Source organism: Collinsella aerofaciens (assembly GCF_015546965.1).
Classification (GTDB): Bacteria; Actinomycetota; Coriobacteriia; order Coriobacteriales; family Coriobacteriaceae; genus Collinsella; species Collinsella aerofaciens_X.
The window spans coordinates 315,757-339,010 of sequence record NZ_JADMUF010000002.1 but is presented as its reverse complement, the minus strand read 5'-3'; the positions used below and the strand labels follow the sequence as shown (position 1 = coordinate 339,010).

Annotated in this window: 21 protein-coding genes; 20 read left to right on the top strand and 1 reads right to left on the bottom strand. The window is 51.3% G+C overall.

Annotated elements, in window-relative coordinates; all coding sequences use genetic code 11:
* Positions 1 to 4: 4 nt before the first annotated feature.
* From wecB to I1M21_RS09990, 18 genes are all read left to right on the top strand, one after another.
* Positions 5 to 1,189, top strand: coding sequence for a non-hydrolyzing UDP-N-acetylglucosamine 2-epimerase (gene wecB / locus I1M21_RS03265; RefSeq protein WP_195192399.1), 1,185 nt, complete (start codon positions 5 to 7; stop codon positions 1,187 to 1,189).
* A gap of 53 nt (positions 1,190 to 1,242) precedes the next feature.
* On the top strand, positions 1,243 to 2,310 hold the full coding sequence (locus tag I1M21_RS03260) for a glycosyltransferase (protein ID WP_195192398.1): 1,068 nt from the start codon (positions 1,243 to 1,245) through the stop codon (positions 2,308 to 2,310).
* Between the two features lie 11 nt (positions 2,311 to 2,321).
* The gene (locus I1M21_RS03255) at positions 2,322 to 3,440 is read left to right on the top strand and encodes an EpsG family protein (RefSeq protein WP_195192397.1); all 1,119 of its coding nucleotides are present in this window, start codon (positions 2,322 to 2,324) and stop codon (positions 3,438 to 3,440) included.
* A gap of 404 nt (positions 3,441 to 3,844) precedes the next feature.
* On the top strand, positions 3,845 to 4,867 hold the full coding sequence (locus I1M21_RS03250; RefSeq protein WP_195192396.1) for a glycosyltransferase: 1,023 nt from the start codon (positions 3,845 to 3,847) through the stop codon (positions 4,865 to 4,867).
* A 1-nt stretch (position 4,868) separates the two neighbouring features.
* A complete protein-coding gene (locus tag I1M21_RS03245) occupies positions 4,869 to 6,329 on the top strand; it encodes a lipopolysaccharide biosynthesis protein (protein WP_195192395.1) in 1,461 nt (486 codons plus the stop codon).
* Between the two features lie 75 nt (positions 6,330 to 6,404).
* Positions 6,405 to 7,544: a DegT/DnrJ/EryC1/StrS family aminotransferase gene (locus tag I1M21_RS03240; RefSeq protein ID WP_195192394.1), complete on the top strand. Its 1,140-nt coding sequence runs from the start codon at positions 6,405 to 6,407 to the stop codon at positions 7,542 to 7,544.
* Entirely contained in the window at positions 7,541 to 8,752 is a 1,212-nt protein-coding gene (locus I1M21_RS03235) for an ATP-grasp domain-containing protein (protein WP_195192393.1), read from the top strand. The genes I1M21_RS03240 and I1M21_RS03235 overlap by 4 nt, the downstream gene beginning before the upstream one ends.
* Before the next feature lie 2 nt (positions 8,753 to 8,754).
* A complete protein-coding gene (locus I1M21_RS03230) occupies positions 8,755 to 9,753 on the top strand; it encodes an NAD-dependent epimerase/dehydratase family protein (protein WP_195192392.1) in 999 nt (332 codons plus the stop codon).
* A 178-nt stretch (positions 9,754 to 9,931) separates the two neighbouring features.
* On the top strand, positions 9,932 to 10,819 hold the full coding sequence (rfbA, locus tag I1M21_RS03225) for a glucose-1-phosphate thymidylyltransferase RfbA (RefSeq protein WP_195192424.1): 888 nt from the start codon (positions 9,932 to 9,934) through the stop codon (positions 10,817 to 10,819).
* Between the two features lie 2 nt (positions 10,820 to 10,821).
* A complete protein-coding gene (gene rfbB, locus I1M21_RS03220) occupies positions 10,822 to 11,841 on the top strand; it encodes a dTDP-glucose 4,6-dehydratase (RefSeq protein ID WP_195192391.1) in 1,020 nt (339 codons plus the stop codon).
* 687 nt (positions 11,842 to 12,528) lie between these two features.
* The gene (locus tag I1M21_RS03215; RefSeq protein WP_195192390.1) at positions 12,529 to 13,434 is read left to right on the top strand and encodes a hypothetical protein; all 906 of its coding nucleotides are present in this window, start codon (positions 12,529 to 12,531) and stop codon (positions 13,432 to 13,434) included.
* Positions 13,435 to 13,464: 30 nt separating this feature from the next.
* Positions 13,465 to 13,995: a hypothetical protein gene (locus tag I1M21_RS03210; protein ID WP_195192389.1), complete on the top strand. Its 531-nt coding sequence runs from the start codon at positions 13,465 to 13,467 to the stop codon at positions 13,993 to 13,995.
* 303 nt (positions 13,996 to 14,298) lie between these two features.
* Complete coding sequence (locus I1M21_RS03205; RefSeq protein WP_195192388.1) at positions 14,299 to 15,423, top strand: hypothetical protein; 1,125 nt, start codon at positions 14,299 to 14,301, stop codon at positions 15,421 to 15,423.
* Positions 15,424 to 15,611: 188 nt separating this feature from the next.
* Positions 15,612 to 15,887: a type II toxin-antitoxin system RelB/DinJ family antitoxin gene (locus I1M21_RS03200; protein WP_055310766.1), complete on the top strand. Its 276-nt coding sequence runs from the start codon at positions 15,612 to 15,614 to the stop codon at positions 15,885 to 15,887.
* The gene (locus I1M21_RS09995) at positions 15,884 to 16,183 is read left to right on the top strand and encodes a type II toxin-antitoxin system RelE/ParE family toxin (RefSeq protein ID WP_195192387.1); all 300 of its coding nucleotides are present in this window, start codon (positions 15,884 to 15,886) and stop codon (positions 16,181 to 16,183) included. The genes I1M21_RS03200 and I1M21_RS09995 overlap by 4 nt, the downstream gene beginning before the upstream one ends.
* A gap of 476 nt (positions 16,184 to 16,659) precedes the next feature.
* The gene (locus I1M21_RS03190) at positions 16,660 to 17,727 is read left to right on the top strand and encodes a hypothetical protein (RefSeq protein WP_195192386.1); all 1,068 of its coding nucleotides are present in this window, start codon (positions 16,660 to 16,662) and stop codon (positions 17,725 to 17,727) included.
* A 596-nt stretch (positions 17,728 to 18,323) separates the two neighbouring features.
* Positions 18,324 to 19,460 (top strand): reverse transcriptase family protein, encoded by a 1,137-nt coding sequence (locus I1M21_RS03185; protein ID WP_195192385.1) that lies wholly within the window; start codon positions 18,324 to 18,326, stop codon positions 19,458 to 19,460.
* The gene (locus I1M21_RS09990) at positions 19,457 to 19,948 is read left to right on the top strand and encodes a S1 family peptidase (protein ID WP_411160863.1); all 492 of its coding nucleotides are present in this window, start codon (positions 19,457 to 19,459) and stop codon (positions 19,946 to 19,948) included. Before I1M21_RS03185 ends, I1M21_RS09990 begins: the two co-directional genes overlap by 4 nt.
* A 375-nt stretch (positions 19,949 to 20,323) precedes the next feature.
* On the opposite strand, the gene I1M21_RS03175 is transcribed toward I1M21_RS09990, so the two are convergent.
* Entirely contained in the window at positions 20,324 to 21,325 is a 1,002-nt protein-coding gene (locus I1M21_RS03175) for a DUF3644 domain-containing protein (RefSeq protein WP_195192383.1), read from the bottom strand.
* 150 nt (positions 21,326 to 21,475) lie between these two features.
* Between I1M21_RS03175 and I1M21_RS03170 the strand changes: the two genes are divergently transcribed.
* Both I1M21_RS03170 and I1M21_RS03165 read left to right on the top strand, forming a co-directional pair.
* Positions 21,476 to 22,453, top strand: a complete 978-nt coding sequence (locus tag I1M21_RS03170) for a hypothetical protein (RefSeq protein ID WP_195192382.1) — start codon at positions 21,476 to 21,478, stop codon at positions 22,451 to 22,453.
* A complete protein-coding gene (locus I1M21_RS03165; protein ID WP_195192381.1) occupies positions 22,359 to 23,171 on the top strand; it encodes an Abi family protein in 813 nt (270 codons plus the stop codon). Before I1M21_RS03170 ends, I1M21_RS03165 begins: the two co-directional genes overlap by 95 nt.
* Positions 23,172 to 23,254: the final 83 nt, after the last annotated feature.

Here is a 23,254-nt window from a genome sequence, read left to right as displayed (position 1 = left end):
CCGCATGGGCAGAGACTATTCCGATATCGCATTCAAGGACGACGGCAGCCTGAAGCTACTCATCATCGTGGGAACCCGCCCCGAGGTCATTCGCCTGTCCGAGGTCATCAAGAAGTGCCGCCGCCACTTCGACTGCCTGCTGGCGCACACCGGGCAGAACTACGACTACACGCTCAACGGCATCTTCTTCCGCGACCTATCGCTGGACGACCCTGACGTCTACCTGGACGCCGTGGGCGCCGACCTGGGTGAGACCGTCGGCAACATCATCGCCGCGAGCTACAAGCTCATGGTCCAGGTCGAGCCCGACGCCCTCCTAATCCTGGGCGACACCAACAGCTGCCTGTCCGCCATCGCGGCCAAGCGCCTGCACATCCCCATCTTCCACATGGAGGCGGGCAACCGCTGCAAGGACGAGTGCCTGCCCGAGGAGACCAACCGCCGCATCGTCGACGTGATCTCCGACGTCAACCTGGCCTACTCCGAGCACGCCCGCCGTTACCTCCGGGACACCGGCTGCGCCCCGGAGCGCACCTACGTCACGGGCTCGCCCATGGCGGAGGTCCTGCGCGCGAACCTGGACAAGATCGAGGCCTCGAATATCCTCTCCGAGCTCGGCCTGAAGCCCAAGCGCTACATGCTCCTCTCGGCGCACCGCGAGGAGAACATCGACACCGAGGCCAACTTCACGAGCCTGTTCACCGCCATCAACGCGCTGGCGGAGAGGTACGACATGCCGATCCTGTACTCCTGCCACCCGCGCTCCCACAAGCGCCTGGAGGCCACCGACTTCCAGCTCGACCCGCGCGTGCACATGCACGAGCCCATGGGCTTCCACGACTACAACTGCCTGCAGATGAACGCCTTCGCGGTGGTGTCCGACTCCGGCACCCTGCCCGAGGAGTCCAGCTTCTTCGCGAGCGTCGGCAAGCCTTTCCCGGCGGTGTGCATCCGCACCTCGACCGAGCGCCCCGAGGCGCTGGACAAGGCGTGCTTCACGCTGGCCGGTATCTCCGAGAGGGGCCTGTTGCAGGCCGTCCATACGGCCGTCGAGCTCGACGCGGAAGGGTCGCTGCCCGAGGCGCCCGTGCCCGACTACGCCGACGAGACCGTGTCCACCAAGGTGGTCAAGATTATCCAGAGCTACACCGGCGTCGTGGACAAGATGGTGTGGAGGAAGAGTCTGTAGTGACCGTTTATGCCCACATAAACACGGTGCCAAATGGCTCTACAGGCGGCATTATGATGAAGGAGCACCGTAAGTTGCTAACGGCGGGCAATGATTCCTTCGTTTTCTGGGGCCGCGGCCGTGCAGCCGAGGGCGAGCACGAGTGTCGATTTTCGACCGATATCGATTCGCGTCTGGATGCGCTGCAGACGCGAATCGACGGCAAGGCAGGCTTCCACTCCAAGGCAGCGACAAGGCGCCTGCTTGTTCGCTTAGACGAGATCAACCCCGACGTAGTGCATCTGCACAATATCCATGGGTACTATGTAAACGTTGAGATGCTCTTTAAGTGGCTTGCAGCGCACGAGTGCAAGATCGAATGGACCCTGCATGATTGTTGGGCCTTTACGGGCCATTGCGCGTACTTTACATATGTAAAGTACGCGCAATGGCAGTCTCATTGCGCGTACGGCGAGCCGTGCTCGCAACTACATACCTATCCCAAAACATTCTCCAAGGCTTCTTGCGCGTGGAACTTTGATGCAAAGAAGCATTTCTTTAACCTTGTGCCGGCAGAGCGTATGAAGCTGATAACGCCGTCGCAGTGGCTCGCCGATCTGGTGGGGGAGAGCTTCCTCAAGAACTATCCCGTCGAGGTACGTCACAACACTATTGACACGAGCGTATTCAAGCCAACGCCGAGTGACTTCCGCGAGCGCTATGGCATTGGCAACCGTTTCATGATCTTAGGAGTCGCGAGCCCCTGGACTGAGCGCAAGGGACTCGGCGACTTCATACGTCTAGCAGGCGAGCTAGATAACGAGAAGTACGCGATCGTGCTCGTGGGACTTTCTGAGAAGCAGATCAGGCGGCTCCCAGCAGGTGTCATCGGCATTCGCCGTACCGATTCGCGCGAGCAGCTCGCCACGATCTATACAGCGGCAGACGTCTTCTTCAACCCCACGACTGAGGACAACTACCCCACCGTGAACCTTGAGGCCGAGGCGTGCGGGACGCCTGTAGTTACCTACGACACGGGCGGGTGTAGGGAAACAATCCGGAAAAAGGAATCGATTGTCATCGAGGCCAACCAGAGCGTTGAATCCAATCTTTCTATTTTCAATCATATTAGATTGACATAACGGGAGTGTCCATGAGTTTATATCTTTGGCTATTTCTGCTCGCTGCAGTATGCGCGGCCTTTGGATCTGATCCAAAATGGGAGCGTATCTCTTACGGACTTTCGTTTCTTTGTTTAACTTCTTTCCTAACCCTTCGATACGCGCAAGGTACTGATTGGTTGGCGTATAATTATATTTTTGTGTCTGCGCCTGTCACTATTAACTTAAATAGCATCTATTACACAGAAGCATTTCACTCAGAATTTGGATGGAAAATAATTAACAATTTATGGCGTTGCCTTGGCTTCGATTTCATTTCTTTGTCCATATTGATTTCAGTAATAGAAATGTACTTTCTGGGCAGATTCTTGAAACGATATTCTCCAAATAGAGCTTTGAGTTTAGTGCTTGCATGTCCTGTAATATATTTTGTTTACTTCTTTTCTGCATTAAGACAAGGATTGGTGGTAGCCGTATTCCTTGGGTTAATGCTTCCCATGCTTGAAAATGAGCAACATGGCAAGTTCATATTGCTCGATTTACTGCTTTCGACGATTCATAGCGGAGCTTTAGTGTTATTGCTACTGTTGGTTGTTCAAAAAATTCAAATCAAGCATATTTTTACTTTAATAGTAGCTTCGGTTTGTATCGGAGTTGGTCTTTCTTTTGTACTTCAATACATTGTTTCATTTATTGGTATTTCATATGAGACAAGCGGTGTCAATCTTTTGGCCTTGATTTATAGGCTGGCAATTTATTCCATAACCGTGATGCTTTATTCGGGACGGAATAGTGTTGATACATCTTCAAAGCTCTTATTCAAATGTTATTCGATTGGGTTTTGCATTTATCTCGTATTTATGAGCAACGAGCTAATTTCGTCGCGTCTTGCAGCGCCTTTGCTGGCAATTGAGTGCGCATTATTGCCAGCACTCTTAAAAGGCCAGTCAAGGCAAGGCTCTGTGCTACTGCTCTGTATCATCTCAATGTGTTTAGTTATGTACTTAAAGAATATATCTGCTGCAATCGATCAATCTAAATATATCGAGGAAATAAGCGTTCTTAATTATCCATATATTTCTGTGTTCAATACGAACGACATATACCACTACTCTACGAGCTATTACCTTTCATTCTTAAAGCCGATTTAAACCTTTGAAGAATATAGGCGCTCCAAAATACCATTCGCATCCTATTTCGATATTTTATTTGACTGATTATTCCATATTGCTTGTTACCTATTGCGTAGCTTTCGCTGCATTTCGTTGGTACGTCTGCTCGCCTGTTGCTTTTATCTTATGTTTATTTATTACGGCAATGGTGTGTTTCCTTACAGCGCTTTTGACCAAGAACATACGAAATCGAAATAGAGGATTGTAAATTGCAACCGCTTGTTAGCGTAGTTTGTATGGCCTTTAACCAAGTGGAGTATATCCGTGTGACTACCTTCTTTTTGTCAAAACGAAAAGATTGATTATTAATTTCTTGTAAGTTCGTTTTAAAAAATACATGGTAATTTTTGGACTTCTTAATTTATTAGTGAGGTGCTGTTTTAATGAGAAGAGGTTTTCAAGTCAGTGATATATCGAGTATTGACTGCGAGGTCCTGATCGTTTGCTCAGCCTATAATCAGGAAAAATTTCTTGCAGATGCGCTAGAGGGTTTTGTTTCACAGAAAGCTTCTTTCCCTTTTCTAGCTCTCGTACACGATGATGCTTCTACTGATGGTACGGCTGACGTTATCAGAGAATATGAAACGCGTTATCCAGACATTATAAAAGGTATTTATGAAGACGAGAATCAGTATCAGCAAGGATCTCTCTTCTGGTATCTCGACTATTTAAGAAATAGTAAAGCCAAGTATATTGCCCTATGTGAGGGTGATGACTACTGGGTTTCACCAGATAAGCTTGAGCTACAGCACAACGAACTAGAAAAAGACGATTCTTTATCGTATTGCTTTTCTAACGCTATCAAGGTGGATTCGCGAACTGGGAAGAATTATGGAAAAATGCTTCCCGTGTTTCCATCTGAGTCCGGGATTTTAGCCAAACGGATTCTTGGCACCAAAGACTTATTGGAACTCGCCTTTATCCCTACAGCGTCATTTTTTTCAAGGAGAGACGCTTGGCTTGATCAGCCTGAGCTCCCAGAAGATGCGTTTCGAGGTGACAGAGCACACCAAATATATCTTTCCTTAAGTGGCAGTGCTTTCTTCCTTGATAGGGTAACCAGCGCATATAGGGTTAACAACGCTCAATCAATGATGGGATCATGGGCAAAATCGAACAAAAAACTACTCGATATTTTGAACTCCTATATTGTGTTGTATAAATGCTTCGATCGAGATTCTGACGGCATCTTCCACGACGCAGTTCAGGAAGCTATAAATGCGAAAATCTATGACACAATGTTAATATGCGGCGACAAGACAGCACTGCCGACGAAGAAAGCCTTGGCTGTGGCAAGCAAGCGGGGGTTAAGCGGCAAATTCAAGTATATACTCTTCCGTATTTCACCGAGTTTGTATCTAACCGTGCGAAAATGGTGTCGTCGAATTCAGGGGAAGTTGTCGTAAAATGTACGATTCCTCACTGAAAAAGCTGACCGTATCTTCTCTTTTTTGGAAACTATTCGAAAAAGGTGGGCGTGCCATTGTAGAGCTCACTGTACAAATTGTTATGGCACGCATCCTCTCTCCAAAAGAGTTTGGTGCGCTCGCCATTATGTTGGTATTCGTGAATATCGGAAACGTTATCGTTACTTCAGGCTTGAATACCGCGCTTGTTCAGGCGGAAGAAATTGACGAAACGGATTTGTCTACCGTGTTCTGGTTGAGCTTTGGCGTCTCCCTTATTCTGTTTGCGGCTGTATTCGCGTTTGCCCCTGTCATCGCTGCTTTCTATGATATTCCTGGAATTGTCTGGCCCATGCGATCGCTGGGCTTTCTGCTGCTTGTAACTGCGTTTAATTCGGTACAGGTTGCCATTGTCCAGCGCGGGCTGCAACTGCGCAAAGTATTTAACGCCACCATTACTGCTGTAATTATTTCGGGCTTTTTTGGCGTCGGCGCCGCTTTGCTCGGCGCAGGTTTATGGGCACTTATTTTACAGCAACTTGTTTACCAAGTTTCCAATTGCTTTGTACTGGGACTTCAAGTGAAATGGTTTCCAAGTTTTTTGTTCAATGTTGAGAAGGCACGAAATCATTTCGGCTACGGCTGGAAACTGCTCGTCTCAGGTCTACTGGATCAAGGCTATCAGTCTCTATCTGATCTTCTCATCGGCAAACAATTTAATGCGTCCAGTCTTGGTCTTGTTTCACAAGGTAAAAAGTACCCCCAGGCTGTTGGTAACATTCTCGATGGCGCGATACAACCTGTTATGCTATCGGCAGTTGCTCGTGTCCGCACGAATGTAAAGCAGGTTAGGCGCTTAGTTCGACGTGCACTCAAGACCTCAACTTTTCTCATCGTGCCCGCCATGACGTTGTTCGCTGTGGCTGCCGAACCAATTGTGGGCATCCTCTTAGGAGAAAAGTGGCTACCTTGTGTACCGTTTTTGCAAATGTATTGCTTTATCTATGCATTGCTTCCCATACATTCCACTAACTTGCAAGCTCTAAACGGGATGGGACGTTCAGATTTATTTCTAAAGTTAGAACTAATAAAAAAGGCATATGGCATTTGCTTCATTTTGTTTGCGGCGTTTGGTTTACATGACGTTTACTTAATGGTCGCCATGTATATGATTACTGGCGTTATCTCTACATTTGTTAACGCATATCCTAACAAACGAGTTATCGGTTATTCGTATTCTGAGCAATTACGCGATATCGCTCCTGCATTTGTGATTTCAGCAATTGCAGGAGGACTTGCGCTGTTTTGCGGTTCATTTGTCGCCTCGCCTGGACTTCAAATTTCTGTCGAAGTTGCCGTAATGGCAATTACCTATTTTGGTATCGCAGGCATTTTTAAACTCGAAGCCTTTGAATACCTCATCAATACCGCTAGGGATTTCTTGGGTGCAAAACGTCGTTAAAGACGTTGTGTCAATACAGTATCCGTTTTAGTCATCGTTCTTTGAAAGCAGCATAGCGAAGGGAAGGTACCTGATATGGGTAACCGCATTCTTGTCACACGATCATCCATGCCTCCTATGGAGGAATACTTTGAAGAGGTTGCGCCTCTTTGGGAAAGCCATTGGCTTACCAATATGGGTGTTGAGCATAAGAAACTTGAGGCTGACCTCAAGGAGCGTTTGGGAATTAACAACCTTGCGCTGTTCACAAACGGTCACAATGCCCTAGAGTGCATCCTCGAGGCCATGGCTCTTCCGACCGGTGGAGAGGTCATCACTACACCGTTCACCTTTGCCTCTACCACTCACGCTATCGTGCGAAAGGGACTTACTCCCGTGTTTGCCGACGTGAATCCCGTGAATCTAACGTTGGATCCAGAGAGCATTGAACGATTAATCACCCCGCGCACCTGCGCCATCGTGCCTGTGCATGTTTACGGCAATCTTTGCGATGTTGATGCCATCCAGGAGATCGCTGATCGTCACGGGCTTAAGGTCATCTATGATGCCGCTCATGCCTTCGGCGTCGAGCGCGTGAACGAGGACGGAAGCAGCGATAGTGCGGCGGCATTCGGCGACGCGTCTATGTTCAGCTTCCATGCGACCAAGGTATTCAACACCATCGAGGGCGGTTGCGTCTGCTTCAAGGATGAAGATTTGTATCCGCTGCTCAACCAATGGAAGAACTTCGGCATTACAGGTCCCGAGGACGTTGAGTACGTCGGTGGCAATGCCAAGATGAATGAGTTCTGCGCGGCTATGGGCGTCTGCAATCTTCGTCACCTGGACGCCGAGATCGGCAAGCGCAAGGCCGTTGCTGAGCGTTATTGGGATAACCTTGATGGCACAGCCGGCGTGACCGTTTTCCGTCCCGCCAAGAACATCCGCCACAACTATGCGTACCTTCCCGTGCTTTTCGATCCGAGTGTCTTCGGCGCCACGCGCGATGACGTTTTCGATGCCCTGGACAAGACTGGCGTCGGCGCGCGCAAATACTTCTATCCTCTGGTCAACGATTACGCATGCTATCGAAGCGTGTACTCAAGCGACCGCACGCCAGTGGCAAAGAAGGCGGCATCCCAGGTGATCACGCTTCCCATGTACGCCGATTTGGCGTTGGAAGACGTTGACCGCATCTGCAATACCGTTCTGGATGCAGGAAAGGAAAACCGATGAGCAAGACACTTCTCCTTCTTGGTGGGGCACGTTATGCACTGCCGGTTATTAAGGCAGCGCACGAGTTGGGCGCGAAGGTCGTTACATGCGATTATTTGCCGCATAACTATGCACATGCCTTCTCGGATGACTACATCAATGCGAGCATCATCGATAACGAGGCTGTGCTTGCCGCCGCTAAAAAATGCAAGGCCGACGGAATTATGTCATTCGCTGCCGATCCCGGTGTAGTGTCCGCGTCCTATGCTGCCGAGAAACTGGGGCTGCCGTTCCAGGGAAGCTATGAGGCGGTCAGCATTCTTCAAGATAAAGAGCGCTACCGCGCCTTCCTTCGCGACAATGGCTTTAATTGTCCCGAGCTTCATATCTACCGCTCTGCCGACGAGGCCATGAAAGAAGCCGATTCGATTGCTTATCCCGTGATTGCCAAACCGGTTGATTCGGCTGGATCGAAGGGCTGCTCGCGCGTGGATGGCCCCGAGGATCTTAAGGCGGCGGTTGAGTACGCTCTCGAGTTTTCGCGTGATGGGCGCTGTATCGTCGAGCAGTTTTTGGAGAAGGAGGGGGACTCCTCCGATGCCGACGGATTCGTTAGCGGCGGAAAGTTCTCGTGCGTGAGCTTTACCTCGCAGCTGTTCGATCCCTCCGTTCCAAATCCCTACACGCCCGCTGCGTATGCAATGCCAGCATCATTGCCAGCATGGGCACAAATAGAGCTTGTCTCGGAATTGCAGCGCCTGGCCGATCTGTTGGGCCTTCGTGACGGCGTATTCAACATTGAGACCCGCGTGGCAACCGATGGCAGGGCCTACATTATGGAGAGCTCTCCGCGCGGCGGCGGCAATCGACTGTGCGAGATGCTCAAATATGCCACCGACGGCAAGACCGATCTTGTCATGGCGGCGGTGAAGGCCGCGCTCGGCGAACCCGTTGGCAATCTTTCGATGCCCGCTTATGACGGTTTCTGGTTTCAGCAGATGCTTCACTCTGATCGCGACGGGGTGTTCACAGGTATGGAGTATGCAGCTGATTTCGCCGTCTCTTATCTTGCCGAAGAGCAGCTGTGGATTGAGCCCGGAGCCAAAATCGAGGCGTTCACGGCAGCAAATCACGCATTTGGATCGGTATTCCTTAGGTTCGACACGCAAGCCGAGCTTGACGCATTCCGTGCGGAGCCTAGTGAGTTCATGAGGGCGAAGGTGAGCTAACCGTGAAAAAGAGGATTGTAGTAATCGGCGCAACCGGCAACACTGGCGCATACCTTACCGAAGATCTAGTAAATCACCTGCCTGCAGATGAATATGAGGTGTTTGCCGCCGGTCGTAGAGAGACGAATTTTTTCAATCGCTACAACATTGGTTATACAAGTGTAGATATGTCCGATGCTTCTACTCTAGAGCAGCTCCCCCAAGAGGGCGTCCATGCGGTGATTCTTCTTGCCGGTTTACTGCCAGCATATATGAGCGGCTATAACCCTTCCGATTATATTGACGTAAACAGCCGTGGAGCCCTTAACGTACTCGAGTATTGCCGTAAGACGGGTGCTGGTCGCATTCTTTATGCTCAGACCATATCCGATGTGCTGGGTTCCGTTACTCCGGAAAACCCCGTAATTCATCCTTACGATGATCGCAATATTATTATGACTGGCGATCACACCGTCTATGCTCTTTCCAAATGCTTCGCCGTTGATTTGATCAAGCATTATCAGGCTGAGTACGGATTAAAAGGCTTTGTGTTCAGGCTTCCCACTGTCTACGCCTTTACCCCCGACAAGACATACAACGTCGATGGCGTGCGTCGGACACTTGGATATCGATTGCTGATTGATCGAGCCATGGCAGGAGAAACGCTTGAAATCTGGGGCGATCCCACCCGTGCCAAAGATGTTGTAAACGTCAAGGACTTCTGTCAGCTCTTACGTAAAGCTGTGACCGTAGAGAACGTTGACGGCGGCTTCTTTAATGTGGGTACCGGTATTGGAACTTCAAACGAGGACTGGATTCGCGGTATCGCGAAGGTATTCAATCCAGATGGCGTTGAATCGAAGATTGTTTACCGTCCTGAAATGCCAAGCGGTCCTTCTTATGTAATGGATATCGAAAACTGTCGTGAGCTATTAGGCTACGAGCCGAAATATGACTTCTTAGACTTTCTCGAAGACTTCAAGACTGAAATGGCTCTCAATAGGTTTAAAGATCTGAGATAGAACCAAAGCCATCACCAAAGCTAAATCTGAACCGAACGCTGAATCCAATCACGGAAATTAGCAAGAACGGTATCAGACTCCTAAGAGATTTACGACCGATATATTATTTGTCCAAGCAGCCATAAGTGACTTGAGCAGCAATGCGCACTTTATTTCGGCTGCCGCTGAAGGGAAAACGTTGAAAGGCATAATTCTTGCAGGTGGGTCTGGCACTCGACTGCATCCGATTACTAAAGCCCTTAGCAAACAGCTTCTGCCAATTTACGATAAACCACTTGTGTACTACCCTTTAAGCGTTCTGATGCTCGCTGGAATCCGAGAGGTGCTTGTCATCTCGACACCACGTGACCTGCCGGCGTTCAAGGAACTTCTCGGGGACGGATCCGAGTTAGGCATGCGCCTAGAGTACGCAGAACAGGCCAAACCTCGCGGTCTAGCCGAAGCTTTTACCATCGGGCGCGATTTTCTTGCCGGCGAACCGTGTGCGCTGGTTCTGGGCGACAACATGTTCCATGGTCAAGACCTCACTCGCGTGCTTACACGCGCAAAGGAGAAGGTCGAATGCCATGGTGGGGCCGTTGTGTTTGGATACCCCGTGCAGGACGCTAGGGCCTTCGGTGTGGTTGAGTTCGACCAGAACCATCGTGTGGTTGGCATCGAGGAAAAACCCGAGGTTCCAAAGTCGAACTATGCAGTGCCGGGACTGTACTTCTATGATGGACAGGTTTCCGATATCGCAGCAAACGTTAAGCCAAGCGCGCGTGGAGAGCTGGAGATCACGAGCATCAACAATGCCTACCTAGATCAAGGCCAACTATCGGTTGAGCTGATGGGGCGAGGCATGGCGTGGCTAGATACGGGCACGCCCGAGGGTCTTTTGAAGGCCGCAGAATACGTAGAGGTCGTGCAGAGCCGCCAGGGGTATTACATTGCGTGCCTGGAAGAAATCGCTTATCGCCGAGGTTTCATCGACCATAATCAGTTACACGAACTGGGCGAAGCGCTGAAGAAGACTGCGTATGGTAAGTATCTTTTGAATGTCGCAAACGAGGCAAAGAGGGGGTAAATATGTCTGAGATTTTCGAACCCAAGAACATCATCGTAACGGGCGGCTGCGGCTTCATCGGCAGCAACTTCGTGCACTACGTCGTGGACAACCACCCGGGGGTGCACGTCACCGTCCTGGACAAGCTGACCTACGCCGGCAACCCCGAGAACATCGCCGGGCTGCCCTCGGACCGCGTGGAGCTCGTCGTGGGCGACATCTGCGACGCGGAGCTGCTGGACAGGATCGTCCCGGGCCACGACGCCATCGTGCACTACGCCGCAGAGAGCCACAACGACAACTCCATCGCCGACCCCGAGCCGTTCCTGCGCACCAACGTGGAGGGCACCTTCCGCCTGCTGGAGGCCGTGAGGAAATACGGCATCCGCTACCACCACGTCTCCACCGACGAGGTCTACGGCGACCTGGCGCTCGACGACCCCGCCAAGTTCACCGAGGAGACGCCGTACCACCCGTCCTCGCCGTACTCGAGCACCAAGGCCAGCTCCGACATGCTGGTCCGCGCCTGGACCCGCACCTACGGCCTGCGCGTCACGATCTCCAACTGCTCCAACAACTACGGCCCCTACCAGCACGTGGAGAAGTTCATCCCCAGGCAGATAACGAACATCGTCGACGGCGTCCGCCCCAAGCTCTACGGCCGCGGCGAGAACGTCCGCGACTGGATCCACACCGAGGACCACTCCTCGGCCGTCTGGGACATCCTCACCAAGGGCCGCACGGGGGAGACCTACCTCATCGGCGCAAACGGCGAGAAGAACAACATCACGGTCCTGCGCATGATCCTCACGGCCATGGGGCGCGACCCCGAGGACTTCGACTGGGTCGCCGACCGCCCCGGCCACGACCGCCGCTACGCCATCGACTCCACCAAGCTCCAGCGCGAGCTCGGCTGGAGGCCGGCCCACACCGACTTCGCCGAGGGGCTCAAGGCCACCATCGACTGGTACGTGGCCAACGAGTCCTGGTGGCGCCCCGCCAAGGAGGCCACCGAGGCACGCTACCGCGCACAGGGGCAGTAAGGAATAACATCATGGAGCCATCAATAATTGCGTCGTAAATCGTTTCAATACTCGCCTCGATAATTTCCGGTATCAGCTCTTATTCAGTTGCTCGCAATATATCCGCCTCAGATGTTCAAAAGCTCAAAGAATCAAATGAGCATGAAATCGAAAAGCTCATGAAGCAGCATGAAGTTGATTTAGATAATCAATGATCGGCAATGTGATGTCGACGCCACAGATGCGGGAGTTCCTCGTAAATTCCCTTACAGATTCAATGAAGAAGGGTCAATAAGAGTAGCGACATATACGATAGGGTCATCTATCATTCCGCTTGCTAATGCTGACATTTTGAGGCCGGACCGCTTTGTTACTAGTTAACAAAGCGGTCCGGCCTTATTTATACAGGCTTCTAAACCGAGAATCGTTTGTTGCCTTTAGAGCAAGCGATGCTATTACCCGTATATTACTCCTTGCTTGAGAACCATTGGACGATCCCATATGTTGACTACGGTAGTGTTGACCCAGACTGTGTCTTGAACCGCAACCTATGTTTAGGAGAATATATTAACGAGAGCCGAGGGGTTGAAATGGTATTTCCCAATGCTGAAATTAATTTAATTAGCATGCAGCATTGTATTTTTAATTGTCCACCAGCAGGAATAAAATTGCATCAATTTTAATTTGATCGCTTTAGGAGATGCTCTAATGCCCGGATTATTCGCAATGCACTCACTTGTCGTCTATAGGCTTTGGGCAAACACATATAGGCACAAAGAAGAAAGACTTGATGTCTCGAATTACGGCGATAAGCCTTTAGCGGACTACATTTTCAGCTTTGTAAACGACAACAATGTACCTTTCCAAGTGAATGAAGGCGAGCGCTTCATACAGTTTAATTCTTATCGACAAATTAATGACAGTGTTTTGATCAATCTGAAATCTGGTCGAGCAGGACTACGGGTTGATGTCGTTGATACAAGAACAATGACCGATAGCGGCATTTCCTACACAGAAGAAATGGCCGGCATGGTTCCTTCTAGACTTCTTATAAAATGTACCCCCGGATTTGGCTATGCGTTGATTGGGGTTGAATCAGTTCCAAATGGCGGAGGCGCCTCAGTACCCGTTACAGCACTAAAGAATTATATTGCCAGCCATTCTACCGGAATATCCTTAAAATCAGAGCGCGTGCAGGAAAGGTCTGCACTAGACGCGTTTACAGGAGTAGAACAATTTGAACTTAGGCGTTATCGCCCCTCCAAAAACATTGAAGACGGTACCGTGGCAAACGTAGGAACTATGTCATTCGTAGCGAAGCATAAAAGAGGCCTTCGCATCCCTCTAGCGATAATTGATATGATTAAAGACAAGAAAGCTGTCGCGGAGTATTTTGGCGTTACAAGCAACTATTCTGGCCGAGAAGAAGTTTTAGCCACGCTAAAGCAACGTGACGGAAAAACTAAGACGTTTATGCTTGATAAAGAATTTGCAGTTCCCATAACTGAAGTGTTGAATGAATCAGGACAGCCGCCACTTTCTGATGATCAGTTTGTCGCTGCTTGTCTTGATAGTTTCGCTAGAGCAGAGGATGTCTTCAATAGAGATAAATAGTCTATTAGGTTACTCCGGAGGGTCGATAGTATGGGCAAAATTGACTTCTGGCCACTGCTAATCAAATATATTGATACGCTCCGCAATTATCAGACTAATAAAATATCGCTCATCGATATATTTGTGCAACTAGTTGTTCCAGCTTTGCTGTCGGTGGCTCTATTTTTTAAATGGCCTGATAGTTGCATTAACCTTGACGATTTAATATCGAATCTCATTAGCTGTATCTCTATTATTTCTGGCCTTATGTGTGGTGTTGCCGTTCTCCTCTTTCAGTTGCGCTTGCAAATGAGCTCACAAAATGATCCAAAACCACTCGATCGCGAGTTTGTGTTAGTTGACGAGTCTTTTCATATATCTATGTGGACGGTTTTGGATGGGCTCTTCGCTGTTGGTTTGCTATGTATGGCCCCATTGGCCAAGAGCATCAGTGAACTATTATCGAGAATCTTATTTTGTCTCGCCGCCTTCTTTCTTCTTAACTTTCTATTTGTCACGCTCATGGCTTTAAAGCGAATCAGTGCTGCGTACACGACTTTTTCACGTGGCTGGAAAATGTAGTCACCAAGTCTATGAGCTATCTTAGATAATGCTTTACGAGTCTCACATGCGCAGAAGAATCCAAATCGAATTAGAGCTTTACAGATGCAGCCAGCGATCTCGTTTGTACGCGCGATGATTTACGCACATCGCTTGACATGGCTCCTTCCTTTCACCGATTGGCAAAACGATTTACACCTAATTATTGACACTGTACAGGGACATTTTCTTCGTTTACGGCTTGATCTCGCTAAACTAATAACTGCTGCTACCAGGGCATTTTCTGGTGCACATTCTATTGGCTCCTCGAAGATCGGAGCGGGTATGTTTGCTGCCGAGTCCTACACCAGCCGTCATTACATTGCGATTGTTGCCATGGCCTGCCTATGCGTTTTGCTTGGCGGGCCTTCTTATGCCGCGGGCGCGGAGAGCCTCATCATCGCGGGCGCAACGTACTACGAGCCGGGCGTGTCGGGCCCCGGCTGGGCCTGGACCGATGCCGACCACCTTGAGCTTGACGGCTACGCGGGCGAGGCCATCGGCGCCGACGGCGACCTAGTGCTGACGCTTGCCGGGCAGAACTCCGTGACAGAGTCGCATGCGCCCGATGCGGACATCACGCTGTGCGGCATGGAGGTGTGGGGCAACCTGACGCTTCGCGGTACCGGGACCCTAGCGGCGACGGGCTCGCAGTGCGGGATCCACGTCTCGCGAGCGCTCGTGGTGGACGGCTGCTCCGTCGATGCCCGGGCGGACGGGGCCGATATTACGGACGAGGCGGTCGCCGGCGTGATCGCAGGCGACATGGCCGTGCGCGGCGGCGGGCGCGTCGTTGCCGCGGGCGCCGGGTCCGAAGCGGGCGTGCGCGTCTACGGCGTATATCTGCAGGATGCGGGCCTTGGTGATGGCTCGGCCGGCTGTCGGCTTTCCGTTGACGCCTCGTGGCTCGATGCGGCCGGCGCCGATGGCGGCGTTGCGTGCACGGGCGGGTCGCTTGTGTCCGCGCGGTTTGTAGCACCTGCCGGAGGGACCTTTGATGCTGGAGGCGTGGTGGATGCCTCCGGTGCGGTAGCACCGCATGCGGTGGTTGAGCCCGATGTGGCCACGCCACCGGCGGGGGAGACCGACAGGGGCGAGGTGCCTGGCAATAACGCGGACAAGTCTCCCGCCGATGCAAGCCCCGCTGCCGGAGAGCCCACCACGGGGCCCTCGGCAAATCCCTCGCTGAAACCCGCGGCCGCGTCAACCAAGACAAACATAACGACCAAGACGACGGTAACCAAGACCACGGCCGCCAAAGTCTCCAAGCCCAAGGCCGCCACCGCGACAACGGCGGCACTCCCCAAGACCGCCGACAGCAACTGGATTGCAGCGTCCTTTACGCTACTCCTGTTGGGCCTGGGGCTTCTAGGTGCCGCATATCGCTGTTGGGGCGTGCGGCATACCTAGCTGCAATACAAGATCCCAGTTGAAGCTTTAAAGGCAACGCTTTCCGAAAGGGAGCGTTGCCTTTTTACTGCATGCAATGTATGACGTGCCGTACCACTAAAAGGCTTAGTTAATTGATTGTAATTACACAATCTACTAGTGTATGTGCGTTATACTAAGGTTGCACTCACACGATTGGAGGGTCCAAAATGGCAAGCTCAACATTAACCATTAGGGTTGACGATGACCTCAAACGCGAGGCAGCAGAAGTGGCTGATTACTATGGACTTGATTTGTCGTCCGTGACGCGCGCATTCTTCAAGCAAATGGTCAACACCCATCGCATCCCGTTGACTTTTGCCCCTGAGGAGCCCAATGCCGAAAGCCTTGAGGCCATTCGCGAGGGGGACGCGTTTCTTGCATCTGGCAAAAAAGGACGTTTTGACAATGGCGCCGATCTCATCGCTGCGGCGATGGCACAATGAGCACGTTAACCGCAGAGTTCTCTGCAGCCTTCTCCCGCGATTTAAAGAAAAAAGCAAGGCGCCGTAAATGGGATCTATCCGAGCTTCAAAAGCTAATTGACCTGGTGCTACAGAATACACCCGAGTCAATGGACATATTAAAACGACGTCATAATATGCACCGGCTAAGCGGCAACTGGGCAGGGCGAAACGAATGTCACGTAGCAAACTCTGGCGACTGGCTTGTCATATGGTCATCAAACGAAGAGGTAGCTTTCTTCGAACGCACCGGCAGCCATGATGAGCTGTTCCGATAGCTCCCTTAATATCGACACCACCAAAGCTATCCGGATTTCAAGCAAATGACATCCTATTTGTTCAACATTGTTGGAGATTTAGCTGCGCAATGATGATTGCCTCCCATCCTAGGCTGGAATATCGTCTCCAAACCAGGCCCTGGCAGCGGTTTGCTCTGCAAAATGTTGCGCAATGTGCTCGCCGGTAGATCCTGCGTGTGGCCATACGCTACCAGACTCTTCCTTTTCATCGACAGGTTCCTTAAAGCGATGGCCCAACACTGTCGATGAGCGGAATGCGGCAAACTGCGCCCCCGCGTTCTCTATCGAGGTGCGTCGATCCTAGGTACGAGGGGTTCGCCCAGATCGAGACGACCTATTAAGGCATCTCTGTCCCTGTCGTCTCGATGAACACCTTCGACCTGACTCATGCCTTACGCGATGTTCGGACAAACTCGGTTATAGCGATTTGCCTTCTCATTAAAAGGGACTGCAAGATGTTTACCGCCATGGCCTGCCTATGCGTTTTGCTAGGCGGGCCTTCTTATGCCGCGGGCGCGGAGAGCCTCATCATCGCGGGCGCGACGTACTGCGAGCCGGGCGTGTCGGGCTCCGGCTGGGCCTGGACCGATGCCGACCACCTGGAGCTTAACGGCTACGCGGGCGAGGCCATCGGCGCCGAGGGCGACCTGGTGCTGACGCTTGCCGGGCAGAACTCCGTGACGGAGTCGCATGCGCCCGATGCAGACATCACGCTGTGCGGCGTGGAGGTGTGGGGCAACCTGACGCTTCGCGGCACCGGGACCCTTACGGCGACGGGCTCCCAGTGCGGTATCCACGTTTCGCAAGCGCTCGTGGTGGACGGCTGCACCGTCGATGCGCGGGCGGACGGGGCCGATATTACTGACGAGGCGGTTGCCGGCGTGATCGCAGGCGACATGGCCGTGCGCGGCGGCGGGCGCGTCGTTGCAGCGGGCGCCGGGTCCGGAGCGGGCGTGCGCGCCTACGGCGTGTATCTGCAGGATGCGGGCCTTGGCGCTGGCGCGGCCGGCTGTCGGCTTTCCGTCGACGCCTCGTGGCTTGATGCGGCCGGTGCAGATGGCGGGGTTGCTTGCCTGGGTGAGTCGCTTATGTCTGCGCGGTTTGCGATGCCCACTGGTGGGGCCTTTGGTGCTGGTGGCGTGGTGGATGCCTCCGGTGCTGTGGCACCACATGCGGTGGTTGAGCCCGATGTGGCCACGCCGCCGGCGGGGGAGACCGGTGGGGGCGAGGTGTCTGGCGATAGCGCGGGCAAGTCTCCCGCCGATGCTACCCCCGCTGCCGGAGAGCCCACCACAGGACCCTCGGCAAATCCCGCGCCAAAGCCCGCGGCCGCGTCAACCAAGACAAACATAACGACCAAGACGACGGTAACCAAGACCACGGCGTCCACGTCCTCCAAACCCAAAGCCACCACCGCGACCGCAGCGACACTCCCCAAGACCGCCGACAACAACTGGATCGCCGCCTCTTTATCGTTATTCCTGCTGGGATTGGCACTTTTTGGTGCCGCATATCGCTGCTGAGGTGCCAATTTATCAGAAGTATGCGGTGACCGATTTCTCATCTATTTGCTAATCACCGATTATCGCTAATCGATGACCTTACAACTGGCAGCATGCCGTCGCATCACCAAGAAGATCATCTCTCAGCATTTGCGGTGCACATGTCGGTTATAAGTTTAATTCGCGACATTGATAGCGCCCTATGACAAACAAGAAAGATTTCTGCTCTCCATTCATAATCATCTTCAAGGACAACATCGTCTGAAAGCCTATTCTGGACGGAAATCCGAGGTAAACACGTGAGCACAAAAACTCAGATTGCAACATAGATGAAATCTGGAGGCTGCTGTTTCTACCTGATAGGTAACAAGAGGGCTCATTGCACAGACGACGCCGTGGAAGGCGCGCCAACATCATGCTTGCCCCATTACGGATTAATGATGCGCAGTTCGGCCTTTGCGCAAAATTAAAGACTGGTAAAATGACCCCTATAGCCGGTTCGAATTAGCGTTTGCGCATCGCAATCGGAAGTGCTTTGTTTGCACATTATATTCTGCTACGTGTCTATCAGGTACGACTCTACGGAGGAACCGGCTATTAACTTTAAGGATAATCTGATGCTCAACGAACTTCAGTCGAAAGCCGATCTGGCTGGGTTTCTTGGCCTGACCTTGGAAAAGCTTGATTTCTTTGTATATCCAACTTCCATGTATGACCTATATAGAAATAGGTTGGTTCCAAAAAGAAACGGTGGCTATCGAGAACTATTAATCCCAAGGTCTGATTTAAAAAGGGCTCAAAGAATCATCGCCTCTGAGCTTGAAAAAGGCTATAAGCCATTGCCTTGTGTCCATGGTTTTATCAAAGGACGGTCGATAAAAACAAATGCTGAAAATCACATTGGCTCACAAGTAATTGTTGGCCTGGATATTAAGGACTTCTTTCCTTCTATCTCGTCAAGACGAGTGTACGGGCTTCTTGTTTCCAAGAAGTTAGGTCTAACCCCTGAAGTTGCATTCTGTATTTCAAGGATTGTTGCGACACCGAAAGGACTCCCTCAAGGCGCTCCCTCATCTCCTATTATTTCGAACATGATTTGCCTCGGTATGGATAAACAGCTAATGCACTTATCGCGAGAATATCGATACCAATACTCTCGATATGCCGATGATCTTACGTTCTCATTTAATAGTTCTTACTTCTTTTATCGAAATTTTTATTCAGGTGGAAAGCTCAGGTTGCCCAATAAGCTACGAAACGCAATCACTAACTTCCATGGAACCGAATCGTTTGAGCTCAACGAGGATAAATCGTTTTACAGTTGCAGTTTTTCAAGACAACTGGTCACGGGCGTTGTCTGCAATCAAAAGACAAATATAAAACGCGAGCAATATCGGCGACTCCGCTCAACGCTCCATCGACTAAGCAATGGCGACATTGAAGGCGCGATGGGCTGCTATTACGGTAAAACCATCGCCAAACTTACTGATGCAGAAAGAGGGATGTTTGAAGCGTCTCTTCGCGGAAGTCTTGATTTTTACAAGTCTCTGATTAAGGACCCCTGGACATCAGGACCACTTATGCGTTTGGGCAGTTTGTACAACAAAACGAAACCAGAAAATATGCCTACTTTCCCAGTCGCACTTCAACAAGACTCACTTCTGTATCTCGAAGGAGATGATGGCGAAGAAAACTCATTTGAGGGTCTCGGGTTTTTTTGCCTGGCTACGGTCTTGTTACGGCATGGCATGTGATATGCGATGCCGTTTCCCATGATAAAACTAGCAGGGAAATTAAATTATTCAGCTCGGATAAGACGCCGCTTGCAATATTTAGGTTTGGGAATGAGGTAGTTCAGGACAACAAACACGATGCCGCAATATTACAAGATGTTCCTCCTGCGATCTTAAGGAACATTCCCCTTCTTCCATCAAATATGGAGTTGCTTACCAAGGGCGACAGGATTTCTGCTTACCAACACCATTTTTCCGAATCTAGATTCAGCTTTGAACTACACAGCGGAGATTTGCTCAGGGTCGGAGAACCAAGTGAAGAGGGCACACTTTGTTATACGAATTGCTCATTTCGGCATGGAATGAGTGGTGGGCCAGTGTTTAATGGTTTGGGCCAGGTCGTTGGCATAGTACATACTGCAACTGAACATGGACAACTTGGATCATTTCTCCCTTTAAAGGATTGTATCCGCTCAACTGAAGTCTATGGAAGGTGGCTCCTCTTCTAACTAGGACATGAAATAAGTTCCTGCATTACGGCTTATAAAAATCAATCAGGCCTCGCTCAACAGTAGGGTAAGATTTCGGCCAATAGATGCTCATTCGAAGAATAGCAATTCGTGAATATCATACAGGGGGCCAAGTCTCAAGCCCTGATAGGGAGTGTGGCCGTTAAGCGCATTGATTCTTAATCCGATCAGCAGCGCCCCTATTTGATATTTTTTAGATTTAGCGTATGAATGCTAATCATATTTGGGATAATAAAGTTACAGCCTTAGTAAGGGTTGACTTGGGAAGGGTAAAAGCTGGGTTCCCGAATGGGAGTAGATCCTTTGGATTTAGAATTCCTTTGCTCCTGGGGTCATCCCTTACTAAGGCTGTTTTTATTTGTTCGTCGCCTTTGACCTTAGATCTTCGATGATTCCATCTGGATTCTGTTTAATCAGCTCATAGATATCATCGATTGTCTGTTGTGAATAGGCATACCGCGGCTGTTCTCCCTTCATCGAAGTATTAATTGAAAAGCGAGGATCGTCCTTCATCCCATACATCTTTATAAACAGGTTAAAAACCCAGCTGTTGAATTCTTGAGGACAGCCATTTCTTTTTAGCTGGATGCTATTTGCATTTAGCCTGCGCTGGATTTCTTCAACTACATAATTCGTTCGATAGGGATATTTATCTTCAGGCTTAACAAGCTGTTTGATGATAGAAACTGGCGTATTTCCATTTTTGTCAATACGAACAGTCAGGTCCGCATCTTTCTTTTTGGTTAAACGTAGTTCCGTTGTGTAGGTATGTGCATATCGGCGATTGCCCTCTTCGTCCGCCGAGGTCAACACGCCACTTCTGGCATCGATCATTCGACTTATGACTTCCGGAGAGTAGCGCGCTCGACATTCCTCAATCGTTGCATCTGAGCGTCTAACCGAAAGCACGAGATAGTTTTCCGGGATGCGGTCGCTTATCTCAATCCCCATGAGCTCGCGCGCTTTTTCATCGTAATTCTCAACACACGCTTGCAAGATCGGAGCATAGATTCCTTCATATTCTTGAACAACGAAATGGGTGCTAGTATTTCGCAAGTCTATTACTTTGCTCAAATTTCGCCGCAAGGGATCTTTTTCGTTAGTGAAAACCTTTTTAACACAGTCTTCTAGGGACAAGGTTCGATCGGCTTTGTCAGAATAGTATATGACCCTGTTGCCGTTACGTTGTACGAGATGGGCTTTCAGGAGCAATTCCCATGCGTTGCAAAGAAAGAAAGCACATCCTTCAACTCTATATTTAAGTGTTGGTCTGTTATAAAGCTCGATTGACAATATAAAAGCTTCTTGCGATTTATCACAAAGACGTTGAACGGTTAACGAGTCGATATTATTCATCTTGTTCCAATCGGCAGCGCTTTCTATAAGAGTAGTGTACCGCAATTACGAACATAAGATCGTTTTCTGTTGAATTCAGGGGTAGCAGCTTATCTGCTCGTCCATTTTTCAGGACGCTAATAGCTACCTGCTAGCTTCTTTCAAGGCTCTATGAATCATATGAAGGCCAAGGACATGCTTGCGGTGGACTACGATTCCCCAATGAAGTCAGCAACGGAGTCGCAGGCGCTCGTGGTGGACATCACGCTGTGCGGCATGGAGGTGTGGGGCTGTCTGACGCTTCGCGGCTCCGGGACCCTAACGGCGATGGGCTCGCAGTGCGGGATCCACGCCTCGCAGGCGCTCGTGGTGGACGGCTGCACCGTCGATGCCCGGGCGGACGGGGCCGATATTACGGACGAGGCCGTGGCGGGCGTAATCGCCGGCGACATGGCCGTGCGCGGCGGCGGGCGCGTCGTTGCCGCGGGCGCCGGGTCCGGTGCGGGCGTGCGCGCTTACGGCGTGTATCTGCAGGACGCGGGTCTTGGCGATGGCGCGGCCGGCTGTCGGCTTTCCGTCGATGCCTCGTGGCTTGATGCGGCCGGTGCCGACGGCGACGTTGCGTGCCTGGGTGGGTCGCTTATGTCTGCGCGGTTTGTGGCGCCTGCTGGCGGGGCCTTTGATGCTGGCAGCGTGGTGGATACCTCCGGTGCGGTGGCACCGCACGTGGTGATTGAGCCCGAGAGCGCCACGCCCCCGGCGGGGGAGACCGGTGGAGAAGGCGTGCCAGGCGGCGGGACGGGTGAGACTGTTGGTAATCCTGCTGCGGGGCAGCCCGGTGCAGAACCCGCGACGGACCCCACAGTGAAACCCGCAGCTGCGATTCCCAAGACAAACATAACGGCCAAGACGACGGTGACCAAGACCACGGTGTCTACGCCGTCCAAGCCCAAGAGCATCGCCGCGAACACAACAGCGCTCCCTAAGACCGGCGACAGCAACTGGATCGCCGCTTCCGTGACGCTTTTCCTGCTTGGTACAGTATTTCCCGGTCGTGAACGGCTACCAGTCGTTTTTCCGCGACCCGAGCACCCGGGTATACCGCGAAGGTGCCACTTTTGGAGACATCCTAGCGCTTTACGAGTTTGACGTCGAGCTTAGAGAGATAATGCTCGATGCGCTGCTCAAGGTCGAGGCGAAGATCAGGTCGGCGCTGGCCTACGAGTTCTGCGCTGCATATGGCGAGTCCCGGAGCAAGTATCTAGACGCCCGCTGCTACGCGACGTCGAAGGGCGCGAAGCGTGTTCTCCCAAAGCTGCTGAACATGCTTGACTATATCGCCAACAAGGATACCAGCCACGAATACCTTGCCTACTACCGCAGGGCATATAAGAACGTGCCGCTATGGGTTGCCGTGAACGCCATGACCTTCGGACAGATTTCGAAAATGCTCACGGCACTTAGAGACAATGAGAAGGCCAAGATTGCTAAGCGGTTCGGGGTCGGAAACCCGAAAGAACTCTCGTCGTTTATCCGCGTACTCGCCCTCTACAGGAACGTCTGCGCGCATGGAGAGCGCCTCTTCTCCCACAGGTGTCACGTCGAGATTCCTGACACGGCCTTGCACGCCAAGCTCGGCATCGAAAAGATTGGGCCGGATTACGCTTGCGGCAAGGTAGACGTTTTCTCGGCAGTGATCACCCTTCGATACCTCCTTCGCGACGACGAGTTCAAGACATTCAAGGCCAAGCTCGTCAAGTGCGTTAACGGATACTTGTCATTGGATGAGAGCATCGGCGAGGAGCGCCTCCTTGAGGCCATGGGTTTTACAGCCGAATGGAAAAAAATAACTAGGTATAAAATTTAGATTCGACCCGCCTAAAAGTAAATCACTTGTTTTAGGAAATTATTTACGATGGAATTGAGTGTGAATACCTTGGTGCGGACGCG

What these genes read in the sequence shown, in the direction of transcription:
- wecB (WP_195192399.1), top strand. Translation starts at nt 5, where the DNA reads ATGGGCAGAGACTATTCCGATATCGCATTCAAGGACGACGGCAGCCTG.
- I1M21_RS03260 (WP_195192398.1), top strand. Translation starts at nt 1,243, where the DNA reads ATGATGAAGGAGCACCGTAAGTTGCTAACGGCGGGCAATGATTCCTTC.
- I1M21_RS03255 (WP_195192397.1), top strand. Translation starts at nt 2,322, where the DNA reads ATGAGTTTATATCTTTGGCTATTTCTGCTCGCTGCAGTATGCGCGGCC.
- I1M21_RS03250 (WP_195192396.1), top strand. Translation starts at nt 3,845, where the DNA reads ATGAGAAGAGGTTTTCAAGTCAGTGATATATCGAGTATTGACTGCGAG.
- I1M21_RS03245 (WP_195192395.1), top strand. Translation starts at nt 4,869, where the DNA reads ATGTACGATTCCTCACTGAAAAAGCTGACCGTATCTTCTCTTTTTTGG.
- I1M21_RS03240 (WP_195192394.1), top strand. Translation starts at nt 6,405, where the DNA reads ATGGGTAACCGCATTCTTGTCACACGATCATCCATGCCTCCTATGGAG.
- I1M21_RS03235 (WP_195192393.1), top strand. Translation starts at nt 7,541, where the DNA reads ATGAGCAAGACACTTCTCCTTCTTGGTGGGGCACGTTATGCACTGCCG.
- rfbB (WP_195192391.1), top strand. Translation starts at nt 10,822, where the DNA reads ATGTCTGAGATTTTCGAACCCAAGAACATCATCGTAACGGGCGGCTGC.
- I1M21_RS03215 (WP_195192390.1), top strand. Translation starts at nt 12,529, where the DNA reads ATGCCCGGATTATTCGCAATGCACTCACTTGTCGTCTATAGGCTTTGG.
- I1M21_RS03210 (WP_195192389.1), top strand. Translation starts at nt 13,465, where the DNA reads ATGGGCAAAATTGACTTCTGGCCACTGCTAATCAAATATATTGATACG.
- I1M21_RS03205 (WP_195192388.1), top strand. Translation starts at nt 14,299, where the DNA reads ATGTTTGCTGCCGAGTCCTACACCAGCCGTCATTACATTGCGATTGTT.
- I1M21_RS03200 (WP_055310766.1), top strand. Translation starts at nt 15,612, where the DNA reads ATGGCAAGCTCAACATTAACCATTAGGGTTGACGATGACCTCAAACGC.
- I1M21_RS09995 (WP_195192387.1), top strand. Translation starts at nt 15,884, where the DNA reads ATGAGCACGTTAACCGCAGAGTTCTCTGCAGCCTTCTCCCGCGATTTA.
- I1M21_RS03190 (WP_195192386.1), top strand. Translation starts at nt 16,660, where the DNA reads ATGTTTACCGCCATGGCCTGCCTATGCGTTTTGCTAGGCGGGCCTTCT.
- I1M21_RS03185 (WP_195192385.1), top strand. Translation starts at nt 18,324, where the DNA reads ATGCTCAACGAACTTCAGTCGAAAGCCGATCTGGCTGGGTTTCTTGGC.
- I1M21_RS03175 (WP_195192383.1), bottom strand. Translation starts at nt 21,325, where the DNA reads ATGAATAATATCGACTCGTTAACCGTTCAACGTCTTTGTGATAAATCG.
- I1M21_RS03170 (WP_195192382.1), top strand. Translation starts at nt 21,476, where the DNA reads ATGAATCATATGAAGGCCAAGGACATGCTTGCGGTGGACTACGATTCC.